11 protein-coding genes are annotated in these 13264 nt (G+C 63.9%); 1 reads left to right on the top strand and 10 read right to left on the bottom strand.

The genetic code is table 11. The features are described 5' to 3' along the window. Positions 1-20: 20 nt before the first annotated feature. The 10 genes from FSO04_RS19985 to FSO04_RS19940 form a co-directional block, all read right to left on the bottom strand. Positions 21-1262, bottom strand: a complete 1242-nt coding sequence (locus FSO04_RS19985) for an acetyl-CoA hydrolase/transferase family protein (protein ID WP_168435755.1) — start codon at positions 1260-1262, stop codon at positions 21-23. Continuing rightward, positions 1259-1678 (bottom strand): MaoC/PaaZ C-terminal domain-containing protein, encoded by a 420-nt coding sequence (locus FSO04_RS19980; protein ID WP_154561681.1) that lies wholly within the window; start codon positions 1676-1678, stop codon positions 1259-1261. The genes FSO04_RS19985 and FSO04_RS19980 overlap by 4 nt, the downstream gene beginning before the upstream one ends. Further along, entirely contained in the window at positions 1675-2139 is a 465-nt protein-coding gene (locus FSO04_RS19975; protein ID WP_166618218.1) for an FAS1-like dehydratase domain-containing protein, read from the bottom strand. Before FSO04_RS19975 ends, FSO04_RS19980 begins: the two co-directional genes overlap by 4 nt. Continuing rightward, entirely contained in the window at positions 2136-3683 is a 1548-nt protein-coding gene (locus FSO04_RS19970) for an enoyl-CoA hydratase-related protein (RefSeq protein WP_166618217.1), read from the bottom strand. Before FSO04_RS19970 ends, FSO04_RS19975 begins: the two co-directional genes overlap by 4 nt. A gap of 19 nt (positions 3684-3702) precedes the next feature. Beyond that, positions 3703-4500 carry an enoyl-CoA hydratase-related protein gene (locus FSO04_RS19965; RefSeq protein ID WP_154561675.1) on the bottom strand — a complete coding sequence of 266 codons (798 nt, stop codon included), beginning with the start codon at positions 4498-4500 and terminating at the stop codon, positions 3703-3705. A gap of 12 nt (positions 4501-4512) precedes the next feature. Beyond that, complete coding sequence (locus FSO04_RS19960; RefSeq protein ID WP_154561673.1) at positions 4513-5283, bottom strand: glucose 1-dehydrogenase; 771 nt, start codon at positions 5281-5283, stop codon at positions 4513-4515. A 73-nt stretch (positions 5284-5356) separates the two neighbouring features. Then, positions 5357-6523, bottom strand: coding sequence for an acetyl-CoA acetyltransferase (locus FSO04_RS19955; protein ID WP_154561747.1), 1167 nt, complete (start codon positions 6521-6523; stop codon positions 5357-5359). 31 nt (positions 6524-6554) lie between these two features. Next, positions 6555-8021: a 3-oxoacyl-[acyl-carrier-protein] synthase III C-terminal domain-containing protein gene (locus FSO04_RS19950; protein ID WP_199203049.1), complete on the bottom strand. Its 1467-nt coding sequence runs from the start codon at positions 8019-8021 to the stop codon at positions 6555-6557. Between the two features lie 123 nt (positions 8022-8144). Next, positions 8145-9059 carry an SDR family NAD(P)-dependent oxidoreductase gene (locus FSO04_RS19945; protein WP_174825302.1) on the bottom strand — a complete coding sequence of 305 codons (915 nt, stop codon included), beginning with the start codon at positions 9057-9059 and terminating at the stop codon, positions 8145-8147. 175 nt (positions 9060-9234) lie between these two features. Then, complete coding sequence (locus FSO04_RS19940) at positions 9235-11928, bottom strand: winged helix-turn-helix domain-containing protein (RefSeq protein WP_199203048.1); 2694 nt, start codon at positions 11926-11928, stop codon at positions 9235-9237. 504 nt (positions 11929-12432) lie between these two features. On the opposite strand from FSO04_RS19940, the gene FSO04_RS19935 reads away from it, so the two are divergent. Further along, positions 12433-13188 (top strand): SDR family NAD(P)-dependent oxidoreductase, encoded by a 756-nt coding sequence (locus FSO04_RS19935; RefSeq protein ID WP_154561669.1) that lies wholly within the window; start codon positions 12433-12435, stop codon positions 13186-13188. Positions 13189-13264: the final 76 nt, after the last annotated feature.

Raw genomic sequence — 13264 nt, 5'->3', positions numbered from 1 at the left:
GCGAAGTTGGCCCCCGCCGTTCAAAGGCGGCGACGGATGGTGCCCCATGCTTCCTGGAGTGCCGCGCGATGTTCCGGCGCTGCAATGGCGATGAGGGCGTGGGCGCGGGCGTCGAGCGACAGATCACGCACCTGGGCCGCACCGTATTCTGTGACAACTACGTCGGCCATATGCCGGGGCAGCGTGCAAAGGCTCTGTGCATCCAGCGCAGGTACGATGCGCGAAACCGAGCCGCGCTTTGCCGTGGCTGCCATGCAAATCAGAAGGCGGCCACCGGTTGAGTTCAGCGCGCCTTGCGCGAAGGCCGGCAAGCCGCCGGCGCCGGCCTGCAGTACGCCAGCGCCGCGCTCGGCGTTCACCTGGCCGAACAGGTCGACTTCCATCGCCGAGTTGATGGCGACAAAGCGTGTCTTCGCTGCAATCGCCTGCACGTCGTGCGTCTCACGCACGTCGGCGAAGCGTAGACGCGGGTGGCTGCCGGCCCAGTCATAAAAGGCCGCATCGCCGAGTGCGACGCCGGTCATGATGGTGGCGCCAGGCTCCAGTGCGCCAGCGTCCTCGAGCGTGCGCGCTGCCTGCGAGACCATCCCGGTGTGCAGCCTGAGATGGCGGTGCGAGGCCAGTGCGCGAGCCAGCGCCAGCGGTACGGAGCCGATACCGAACTGGAGCGTGTCGCCATCGCGCACGAATTCGGCCGCCAACCGGCCGATTCGCGACATGGTTTCGCCGCCCCCTTCGGCTTCGGAGAACTCGGTCAGCGGCGCATCACACTCGACCGCCGCGTCGAGTTCGGAAAGGTGCACGCGAAAGCCGCTGGCCGTGCGTGGCATGGCGCGGTTGAGATGCGCCACGCGCCGCGCCGCGCGTGGCCATGCAATGGGCAGAAAATCCCCGCAAATGCCCGTGCTGCACCAGCCATCCGGGTCGGGCAGGCTGAAGTGGCCGATGGCGAGGTCGAGTGGGATGCACTGCTTCAGGTAGCGGGCAATGCCGGGATAATCCAGACTCAGCAAGTCCGCGCGCTGTTCCCGAATGCCATTTCGTATCGACGGTGACATGAAAAACGCCGTCTGCCGCGCCTGTGGATGGACGCTCAAGTAGTCGGCGTGACCAATGCCCGGAAACTGGACGCCGATGAAGTCGACGTCGCGCGCACGTTCAGGGTCATCCGTCAGTTCACGCAGCAGCAGTGGAGATTCGCCACTGAGTCCCGGCACGAAAACGCGCGTCTGCGGCCGCAGTGCATCGACGAGCCGCTTCACTTCGCCTCTCCTTCCTCAGACATCCGCAGCGAAATCTGCGCGCTCCCAGAAATCAGGAGTTCGCCCGCGTCGTTGTGTGCGCTGAGCGCGTAGTGGGCGATGAGGTCTTCCGTCCGCTCGAGCGTGCCCGTCAAGACGATGCGCGCGCCGCGCTGTGCGACGCTCACGAAACGCGTCTCCAGCGAGCGCAAAGCCTGCGCGCCGAAGTGCGCCGTGAGAAGCCTGGCCGCAAAAGCCATGGTCAGCATGCCGTGCACGACAGGCCGCTCGAAGCCGGCAGCAAGCGCGATTTCGTCGTCGAGGTGTAGCGGATTGTGGTCGGACGACGATGCCGCATAGAGGGCGAGATCGAGTGCGGTGACCGGACCGCATTCGAGCCGGATGGACGCGGGTGGCGGGTTCAACACGACGTTCATGCTGCTGATGCCTCGGCTGCGATGCTATTGCGGGCCACGATGGTTTGCCGGCTGGTGCCGATGGTGACGCCATCCCGCAGGTACTGCGTGTCGATCACGATGAAGCTCAGTGCTCCGTCGCGCTTGTCGTAGCTGTCGGTGATCCGTCGGCTGACCTCGATGCGTTCGTCGACATGCAGTGGTGCGAGGTAATCGAAGCGCTGCGCCGCGTGCAGTACCGAGCGCAGTGGCACACCGAGCTGCTCCATGAGCTGCGCGCTGTTGAAGTGATCGGTTTCGATCGCCTTGAGGAAGGTGGGCGGGACCGGACAAGCCGCATATCCCGCGTCGGCCGCAGCGCTGGCGTCCCAATACACCGGGTCGGTTTCGCCGATGGCCTGGCAGAAGAGCTTGACCCTCCACGCGTCGATCGTGACCGACGTGGGCGCGGTGGTGAAGCCGATGTGGACGCTGTCGATCATGATGGGTAGCTTGGTCCAAGCCGATGCTCGAGTGCACGCCAGGTCTCGGCCTCCGGGCCCTGCAGCCGGGCGGTCAGCCGACTGCGCTCCTGCCACAGGCGGGTGAACGGACCGCCACTGAAGGCGGGGGCAATACCGGCTGCGCATGCCGCGACGTCGAACAGTTCGGTGTCGTCGACCATGCCGTCGGCCGCGAGATCGAACGCGCTCAGTGCGAGCGCGTCAAGCGGGTTGTCGCCCGTCGCTGCGGCAAGCCGCAGCAGAGCGCTCCGGGCAGCTCGGGTCCGGTAGGGCAGGGCGCCGAGACCGTTGGCGAGCGCGGCAAGCGCCTGTGCCACAGCGTCGTCCGTCGCCACGATTTCCATGGCGCGTCCATAGGGGCCGGCAGGCGAAAGCACGGCTGCGGTGACGTCGAAGAATTCTTCTCCGCCTGCGTCGTCGAGCGTGCGTAAGGCGACGAGATAGCTGCGCCCCTGGCTGTCCACGATCTGCGCCGTGTCGGCAGACAATGCAGCATCGCTGGCATGCGCCAGCTTTGACTTCTCGATGGCTTCCCGCCATGCGCGACGCGTAGTGGACAGCGGGCCGAGCGTGATGCGTTCGATGCGCAAATCGCGTGGCGCCGCCAGTTCCCTGTCGGCGCGCTGACGATTGAGGAACAGCGTTCGCACCATGTTGCCTGCGACCGGGTCGAACATCAGCCGCAGAAATTGCCGCATCTCGATGTCGGTCGCTTCCGCCAGGTCCTTGCGTGCGCCGAGCAACACGCTGTCGATGATCGCGCTGTAGGCAGGATAACGTTCGAAATCAGGATCGGAAACGCCGTGTGCGCGCGCAATGCGGCGTGCCTGCTCGTCCGAGTGGACCGGGACATCGGTTTGGGCGTGATGGAGGTACTTGGCGGCCTGGTCGGGCGAGCGGCCCTGCAGTTCGCGCGCCACGGCGCGTGCCTCGGCGAGCAGTTCGGGCGCTGGCAAGGCACGTGAGAAGATCCCCCGTTCCGCAGCGTGCCTCGGTGTGATGGCGCGACCTGTCAACAGCATCGACAGGCCCTGCTCAAAGCCGGCAAGCCGGGGCAGCCGCTGGGTGCCGCCCGCGCCCGGCAGCAAGCCCCAACGCACTTCGGGCAGGCCAATGAGGGCTCGCGCGTCGTCGACGACAAGCCGTTCCCGGCAGGCCATCGCCAGTTCGAGGCCACCGCCGAGCGCGGTGCCGTTGACCGCAGCCACCCAGGGCTTGGTCGAGTCCTCGACCCGCAGGAACAGGCGCCCCAGGCGACCGCAGCGCTTGAACATCACCTCCGCGGTATCGGCGGGTCCAGGTTCGGTGAAACCGCGAACCATCGCCAGATCGGCGCCGGCCAGGAAAGACGACTTGCCTGAGGTCAGCACGACGCTGCGCACATCGGGCGTGGCTTCCACGTCGTCGAGCAGGGCTTCGAGTGCATCCATCAAAGCGACGGAGAACACGTTCATCGATCGCCCGGGCATCTCGATGGTGGCCAGCAGCACGCCATCGTCGCCCAACTCGCTGCGAATCAACATTGGCAACTCCCTCGGTTCGTCAGCCGGCATACTTCTTGAAGTCCGGTTTGCGTTTCTCGTTGAACGCCCGTACGCCTTCCTTCGACTCCTCAGTCTGATAGTAGTGCTTGACGGTCTGGATGCCGAGAAACCCGATGCCGCGGATATTTTCCGAGTCGGCGTTGAAGGAGCGTTTGGCGATGGTCAGGGCCGTGGGGCTCATCTCGTTGATCTCCTTGCACCACTGGTCGACCTCCGCATCGAGTTGCTCGTGCGGGACGACCTTGTTGACCAGCCCCATGTCGAACGCTTCCTGCGCCTTGTAGCGGCGGCACAGAAACCAGATTTCGCGAGCCTTTTTCTCGCCGACGATGCGCGAGAGGTAGGCGGTGCCCCAGCCCGGATCGACCGAGCCGACCTTCGGTCCGACCTGGCCGAACGTGGCCTTCTCCGAGGCGATGGTCAGGTCGCACAAGGTCGCGAACACGTTGCCGCCGCCGATGGCGAAGCCCTGCACCTTGGCGATCGTCACCTTGCGCACGTCGCGCAGCGCGGTCTGGAACTCTTCGATGGGCATGCCCACCGTGCCGCGCGGACCATAGAGACCATCTTCGCTGAGATGCTCCTTCTGGTCACCGCCAGTGCAGAACGCCTTGTCGCCGGCGCCGGCGAATACGATGACATTGGCCGACTTCTCCTCGCCCGCCTGCTGGAAAGCGTCGATCAGTTCTTCGAGCGTCTGCAGGCGGAACGCGTTGTAGACTTCGGGCCGGTTGATCGTGATGCGGACCACGCCGTCGCGAACTTCGTAGAGGACATCCTTGTAACTGGTGCTCATTTTCAGTTTTCCTTATCCGTGCATGGTGAGACCGCCCGAGACGCTGATCGTCTGGCCGGTGATGAAAGCGGCGTCCTCACTCGCGAGAAACGCGACGAGACCAGGGTAATCGTCAGGCAGGCCAATGCGCCCGAGCGGCACGCCCCGCACCATGGCGTCGCGGATTTTCTGGCCCTGCTCGCCGCTGCCGACGAAGGCTTCCATGGCGGGCGTTTCGGTCGGACCGGGGCACACGGTGTTGACGGTGATCTGGTTGCGTGCGAGCTCACGCGCGAGAGCCTTTGCGAACGCGATGGTCGCGCCCTTGCAACCGGAGTAGACGACCTCGCCGCTCGAGCCGACCCTGCCGGCGTCGGATGCAATGTTGATGATGCGTCCGGCCTTGCGGGCCGCCATGCCCTGGGCCACCGCATGGGTCACGTGGAGTGGGCCGAACCAGTTGATCTCGACGACCTTCTTCCAGAAGGCCTCGTCGGTCTTCAGGAAAGGCATCGGCGTGTCCCAGCCAGCGTTGTTCACGAGAATGTCGGTGCCCGCGCCAGCCGCTTCCTCGAAGGCCTTCAAGGCCTCCACCACGCTCGTGTATTGGGTGATATCGGCGATCGCCGCGATGGCCTTGCCGCCGGCTTCCTGTATCGCGGCGACTGTCTCGTTCGCCCCCTTCTCGCTGATGTCGAAGACGCCGACGGTGATCCCTTCGGCCGCAAGCCGCAGGGCGATTGCGCGGCCGATGCCGCTTCCCGCGCCGGTCACGATGGCGGTTTTTCCCTTGAGTCCTCTCATGTGCTGCGTCTCCTGAAAAGAGTGGATATGTTTCGCTGCTCGCGCCCGACGGCGGATCGGTATGGATCCCCGCTCAGGCCCTGTGACGTCCGATGATCGCCACGGCACTGACATTCTGATGCGGATGACCGCCCAGGTTTTGCGTCAATCCGAGGTCGATGCGCTTGATCTGACGCTCGCCAGCCCGTCCGTGGATTTGCTGGTAGATTTCGTAGACCATGCGCAGTCCCGATGCGCCGATCGGATGGCCGAAACATTTGAGCCCGCCGTCAGGTTGCACGGGAAGCAGGCCGTTGCGGTCGAACACCCCATCCAGTACATCGTAGATCGCGCGGCCAGGTGCGCTGAACCCCAGGTCCTCCATCAGCACCGCCTCGGTAACGGAGAAGCAGTCGTGCACCTCCGCCATATGGACCTGCTCGCGCGGAGCCGTGATGCCGGCACTGCGATAGGCGCGCGCGCTGGCTGTGCGCGCCGTTGCGATGTGAGCGCCGTCCCAACTGCTGAATGCGGCCTCCTCGCCATTGCTGACTGAGACTTCGAGCGCCTTGATGCTGACAATTTCCGCACCCGGTTTGAGCGAGCGTGCGATCTCGGGTGTAGTCACAATCGCGCAGGCCGCGCCGTCGCTCACGCCGGAACAGTCGTAGAGGCCAAGCGGCTCGGCGATCATCGGCGCCTTGAACACATCCTCCTCGCTGATGAGATTGCGCAGGTGGGCCTTTGGGTTCAGAGCACCGTTAGCATGGCTCTTGACCGAGATGTGCGCCATGGCGCGCTTGAGATCGATCTTGTCCACGCCATGCCTGGCGGCATAAGCCGCCGCCAGTTGCGCAAAAGCGCCCGGCGCTGTGGCGTTTGGCAGCCACAGGTCATTGTTGACGCCGCGCGTTCGCACCGGCAGGCCGCCGTAGCCCGTGTCCTTGAGCTTCTCGACGCCCAGCGCGAGCACGATGTCGTAGGCGCCGGCGGCCACCGCATACGCGGCGCCGCGTAAGGCTTCCGTGCCGGTGGCGCAGGCGTTCTCTACCCGCGTGGCGGCTATCCTGGGCAGCCGCAGCGCCTGCGCGAGCGGTCCTGCGGTCTTGCCGACGTTGTTTTCTTCAAGGCAGACGCCGAGCCAGGCGGCTTCGATCTGGCCGATTTCGATGCACGCGTCGGCCATCGCCTCGTTAAAAGCTTCAAGCATCAGATCTTCCGGGCCGCTGTCCCAGTGTTCGCCAAAACGCGTGCAACCCATCCCCAGAATGGCGACCTTGTCGCGTATACCTTCAGCCACCGGATGCTCCTTGCTCTACCGCCCGCACGGGCGTTGCTTTCCAGAAATAGCGGCGGAAGCCACGTCTGGTATCGTATTCCTTGACGCGGAACACCATGCGCAGCGGCACGCCAACGCTCAGCTCGCCAGCGTCGGTGTCAGCGAACTCCATCAGTACACGTCCACCACCGTCGAAGTCGATGTGGCCGAACTGGAAGGGAGGCGCCGGCGTGTAAGCGAGCCAGTCACAGGTGTGTGACAGCACACGTGCGCCGGTGTCGACGAGGCTTTGGGGCGTCTGGGTGTCTTGCGCACGGCAGATCGGGTTGACGCACAGGCGCGAACGGGGAAACTGCGTGGTACCGCAGGCTGAGCATCTTCCGGCCTCGAAGTGGGCTACGCGGGCGCCTTCACGCCAGGCGGCGGTCAGTGCCGTCCGGTTGTCCATCTCGGCGCGCATGCCCCATTCGAGCGCGATCTGGCCGGTGAATGAGAGGTACTTCATGTAGCTTGTCTCCGGCCGACCTGCGGACGGCACAGTTCCAGGGCAGGGCGCTTCGGTGCGGCGCAGCAGCAATGCGTCGCAGCCGCTGCCGAACGCGACCAGCAGCACCAGTTCGCCGGGTGCGGCACGACGAAGTGCTACGTCAAGGAGGGCAAGCGGCTGCGCCGTACCGAGATCACCTGCCTGTTCCGAGCAGGCTCCGACGAGGGCTTCGGTGCGTATGCCCAGTTTTTTGGCCATCGCCTCATTGATGCGGTTGATCGGTGCCGGCATCGCGAATTGAGCAATATCAGCAGCATCCACGCCGGCACTGGCCAGACATTGACGTACCGCCGGCAGGGCCACTTTCATATAGCCTTCGTCGCGTACCCAGCGCTCCTCCCAGCCGTAGTCGTAGGTCTGGCCGGCGGCGCGGAAACGGTCAACGAAGTCGGCATGCACGCTGTGGCTCGCCACCAGCGTGGCGATCGGAAGGCCGCTGCCCACTACCGCTCCGGCTGCGCCATCGCCGTATATCATCTCCTGTGGACTGCCAGGTTTGGCGAGGCGGCGATCCGAGGCCACCAGCATGTGTGCCGGACCGCCGCCCCGGCGCAGCAGGGCGACCAACTCGGTTGCGGCGGCGCGGGGGCTGGAACTCAGGTCCCGCACCAACAGGGCATCGGGCAAACCTAGCGCAGATGCAACGATGCCGGCATTCGATCTTTCGGCGAAGGGTAGGGTGGTCGACGTCAGCGTCAATCCGCCCAGTTCGATGGACGGCGCGGCCCGGACCAGTTCCCGTGCCGCCTCGACCGCCATCGTCACACTGTCTTCATCCCATGAGGCCATGGTGCGCATACCGCGCGCCAGCGATTTGAGCCCGGGTGCCATCCATTGGTGCTGGGCGAAAATTGCGGCTCGATCAAGCCTCAGGCGAGGCAGATAGCGGCTGGTGGCGAGCACGCCGTGTCCGCGGTTGATTGGGTCCGTCATCCTTTTCCTGTGCTCGATCGCGTCATGATGTGATGATGCATACAGTACACTAGCGAACTAAATGAGGCAAGCAAAAAACCGAATGTCTGGAATGAACGATGCCAGACGTGGGCCCTGAATAGTTCAAACCGGATCCCACGTGAATATATCTCCGGATCGGTCCAGCGCGTAGAAAGCCGGGCGCAGCATCGGCAACGCGGTATCGATCACGCTTTCAGGCGTCCAGCCCTCTCCGCGGTGTGCATTGCGGATCGGCCGTGGCTGGCTGAACAGGTGGATTTCGTTGTTGCGTACGCCGAAAACCTGCCCCGTGACATCAGACGCTGCATCGGCGCACAAGGCGACGACAAAGGGCGCCACCCGTTCCGGCAATAATTTTTTCAGAGAATCAACACGTCGCTTCTGTTCGGCCGTCTCGTTCGGAATGGAGTCGACCATGCGCGTCCAGGCAAATGGCGCGACCGCATTCGAACGGACACCAAACTTCTGCATGTCGATGGCGATCGATTTCGAGAGCGCCGCGATGCCGAGCTTGGCCGCACTGTAGTTGGCCTGGCCGACGTTGCCGATCAGGCCCGAGGTCGAGGTCATGTGCACGAAGCTGCCTCCGCCCTGTTCCTTGAAGTACGGGGCAGCAGCACGGCTCACGCTGAAGCAGCCTTTAAGGTGAACGGAGACCACATCGTCGAATTCCTGCTCGGTCATGCGATGAAAAATCGCATCCCGCAGGATGCCGGCATTGTTGACCACGATGTCGATCCGGCCGAAGGCATCGACGGCCGCACGGACCATGGCTTGCGCGGCCGCCCAATCGACGACCGAGCCACCGTCGGCGACGGCTCGGCCGCCGAGCGCTTCGATGGCGGCGATCACGTCCAGCGCCGGGCGTTCCGCCTCCGGGCTGCCGTCGAGTCCCGCGCCAAGATCATTGACCACCACGCTGGCACCCGCAGCAGCCAGCGCCAGTGCGATGCCCCGACCGACGCCACGGCCTCCGCCGGTGACCAATGCGACTTTTCCTTCCAGCAACTTGCTCATTCGCGCTCCTGATGTCGATAACTCATGCTTTCCACTTGCCCTGCACCCGCCGGTCATTCGCCGGGGAAGCCCGTGCCGTCGTGCTCTGAATCAGTCATTCAACTACGTCACTTAGCATATATTGCACTAGTGTACGATAAAGTCAAAGAGTCATCGGCAAACATTTCGCGGTGGATCAGGGCTGGACCAACAGGCCGTAGGCGCGAGCCTTGGCCAGTGCAGCCGATCGGCTGCGCACGCCTATCTTCGTGTAGAGGTTATTCAGGTGCCACTTCACGGTGGGTACTGTCAGGGACAACCGGTCGGCTAGTTGCTGATTGCTGAGACCTTCATTGATGAGGTGCAGCAACTGCGTTTCCCGTACCGTCAGCGCCGGCAACGCGCTCTTCTGCTCGGTCCCGACCGGCGTCGCGGCTGCGTCGCCGGGGACGGCCATGTCCGGCAGCCCGACCAGTGCCCGAAGCCGCTCGAGAAACCTGACTTCATTCGGATGAACGAAGCCGAAATCGCGCGGCCCGGCGCTGTCCAGCACTTTGCCTAGCGCGTTACCGCACACCATGAAGGGATAAACCAGTTGCCCCGGGCAGGCCAATGAGATCGCCATCGACAGGACCCGCAGGGCCTTCGTCGAATCGCCCAGCCTGACGTGCGCGTCCATGGCGGCCAGCAGGAGCTCGACGCGATCGTGCTGGCGCCCTTGAGCCTGAGCAACCTTCATAGCCTCGTTGATCTCGTTCAAGGCTTGCTCGCACATGCCTCTCCCGATCAACAGTTCAATACCGGCCAGCAGCCAATCGCCGCGTGCACGCATGGGCGGATCGATGGCGTGGCGTGATCGCGGGGTTAGCAGATTGCATCGTTCCGCCAGGTTCACCGCCTCCTGGGTATTTCCCAACCGCAATTGCCGGCGTACGCGCTGGGCCGACAGCAGCCTCAGCACTCTGGGCGGATAGCTGCGGGCGATTCGATCAAGCGCCGACTCCGACAACGCATCCTCGGGCTGGTCAGGCAACAAGGCGACGCATGCGCCAAGGCCCGATTCGGCGGACATGACCACGCCGTGGTCATGCGCACGGGCCAGCCCACGACGGGCTGGCAGGAGGGCTTCCGAAAGTCGCCCCGAGTCCACCAGGGCACGCGCGTGCACGAAGTCGATCGCCGCGACGACGCCAGCATCCTCCCCGATTTGGGCAGCCACATTCGCACGCGCTTCGATCAACAGTCGGTCTGCCACGTCGGGCCGCGCGCGAGCCAGTTCGGCCATCGCCCGCAGGATCGCCACCCAGGCTTGGGCAAAGGCGCTTTGCGAACGCAATATGGCGCCTTCGGCACGATCCAGGTGCTGCTGCGCATCAGCCAGATCTCCGCAATCGATCTCTGCCATGGCTGCGATCGCTGTAACCGTGCCGGTGTGCAACGGGTCGTTCGGATGGTCGCTGGCAAGCCAGGCCAGCGCTTCGGCATGGGCAACGTCCAGCGTGTCCAGGTATACGCCCAAGACCATCCGGAGGAACGGGAGATCCGCACTCACCTGGCTTGCATCCGTGTCAGGCACCGTGCCCTGCTGCAAACGACGGTCGAACACGTCCAATGCAAGCCGCGCACGTTCGTACTGCATCGTGTGGCACAAGGCCCATACATACCAGCCCTGGGCTTCCGCCGGCACACGGCCACCGGCGAGGAGCAAACGGTCAACCCACTGGACGAAAAGCGTCATCTGCCCACGGTCCCCGGCCACCTGCCGTGCGACCCGGCCGATCAGGTCCTGCGCCAGTTCGACGTCGGGTGCATCGAGTGCGCACCCGATGGCAGCGACGTAGTCGCCACGGCTGGCATGCCATTGGGCGACGCGCTTTAAAACGTCTCGGCGCCGAACGCTGTCGAGGCGCTCCTGCCCCTCGTTCAGCAGATATTCCCGCAACAGCGTATGAAAGCGGAACCAGCGACGATTGCGATCCACTGGGAATATCAGCATGTTGCGAAGCACCAGGTCGTCCAGCCATGCATGGGCCTGAACAGATCCGGTCATGTACTGCGCCAACTCCGCGCTGAATTCCCGCACCAGCGCTATCTCCATGAGAAACTGGACACCCGCGGGCTCGATTCCGGCCATCACGCGGTTCGTGAGAACGCGCGCAATATCCGTCTGGTCGCCACCGAAGTGCTCCAGCACCGCTGCAGGAATGACGCCTTGAACAGGGCCTGCATCGATGCCGCGCTCGGCAGACATCAGCACCTGCAGCAGACGCACGGCTGCGGGCCAACCCTCAGTTTGCGTCTGAATGTGGTCGAGCATCGTCGCGTCGAGCGAAGAAAAGCCCGCCAGCTGGAGCAATCGTCGGGTCGCGACGCAATCGAAGCAGAGATGCTCCGCGCGCAGTTCTAGCGCGCCCAGTTCCATTTTGACCCGCACGATGTCGATCGGCAGTGCGCGGTTGCTGGAGATGATCAGACGCAACTCGGGGCCGCTGTCGAACACCAGGCGCTCCAGCAGCGCAGAAAGCCGCAAGTCCTCGCACAAGCCCAGGTTGTCGATGAGGACAACAGTCTTGCCCGGCAGTAGACGGATCTGCCTGATTACCCTATCCATCATTTCGCCGGGATCGGCGAACGGCAGCACCTCGACTTCGGTTTCGTCGGCGGGGGCATCTGCGCTTTGCGTCAGCGCACCACGCAGTAAAGCTAGCAACGAAAGCAGGTCGCGGTCGCGGTCGTCGAGCGACAGCCACAGACAGCGCTCGCCGCGCGACCGCAGGTGTTCATGGACCCGGCTAAGCAGCACCGTCTTGCCGTATCCAGGCGGCGCGCACACGGCCGTCAACTTGGGCAGAGCGTCCGCTTGCAGCTGCGACAGGGCGCGCGTCGGCACACACTCGAACCCGAAACCCGGAGGTGCCAGACGTCCCCTGGACCACTCATCCCGCTTCATGCGACCCGCAGAATGTTCAGCGAGGATTGCCCCAAAGTGCTGGTCCGCTACGTCATCCGACGGTTCTGACCCCCGTGGGTTTTCATGTCCACTTACAGTGACTCGAGACGCCGGCGGCGAGATCGCTTTCATTCATACGCCCGAGCTAAGTTCACTTGTACATTGTAAGTGACATATACCATATTCATGTTTATGGTAGTCATGGTCTCGCCCCTTCTGGCGGTTTCCCCGATTGTGAGCTTGCTCGGGTGTCTTGATGCCTCGGGTTTGTCCTAGTCGGACCCCAATCTTTCGGATGGGGTTATCAATCCTCCTCTCCATTCTAATTACAACAGGTCGCCAATGAGGAATCCGTGTGCCGATTCATCGGCATCGGGGACTCGCACCAGTCCACGACCGTCGCTGCATTGCAGCATGACGGGGCGATAAACCAAGGAGACAACCATGAGACTCAAAGACAAGGTCGCGGTCATCACCGGCGCGTCGACAGGCATAGGTCGCGCGATTGCCGAGCGCTACGCCCGGGAGGGGGCCTGCGTTGTCGTGGCCGACGTCCGGGGAGCCGCCGGGGCCGCCGCCGAGATCGGCCAAAATGCCTTGGGCGTCACGACGGATGTTTCCGACCCTCAGAGCACCCACGCGATGGCCGTGGCGGCGATCAATCGATTCGGGCGAGTCGATATTCTGGTCAATAACGCCGGCATTTTCACCGGGCTCAACTACACGCCCATGGAAGCACTCGCCGTTGCTGACTGGCAAAAAATCCTGGCGGTCAACGTCATGGGGCCGTGGCTGTGTGCAAGTGCGGTGTCGCCGAATATGCGTGCGAACGGCGGCGGCAAGATCATCAACATCGCTTCTGTGATTGCGCATATCGGCATCCCGTTCATGCTGCACTACGTGGCGAGCAAAGGCGCGTTGGCCGCGATGACGCGAGCGATGGCGCGCGAGTTTGCCGCCGCGAAGGCTGGCATCACGGTCAACGCGATTTCCCCCGGTTATATCCACTCGCCCAACGCGGTGGCCAACGCAGCGCAGCACGAACAGTTCGAGGCGGTGGCGTCCCAGATGCGAACCATCGAGCGCGCGCAGACGCCGCAGGACATTGCCGGCGCCGCCTTGTGGCTCGCAGGCGATGAGTCATCGACCGTCAACGGCCAGAACATCGTAGTCGACGGCGGCATCTTCATGAGCCTGTAGAGGGCGTCGGCCAGCTGCAGCGGGCCGACAACTTCATTTGAACCGCAACGCTCGCGCTCCCATGTCCCGTAGTCAC

Origin of the sequence: Paraburkholderia madseniana, assembly GCF_009690905.1 — a bacterium.
Taxonomy (GTDB): Bacteria; Pseudomonadota; Gammaproteobacteria; order Burkholderiales; family Burkholderiaceae; genus Paraburkholderia; species Paraburkholderia madseniana.
This window is presented reverse-complemented; position numbering and strand designations above follow the sequence as displayed.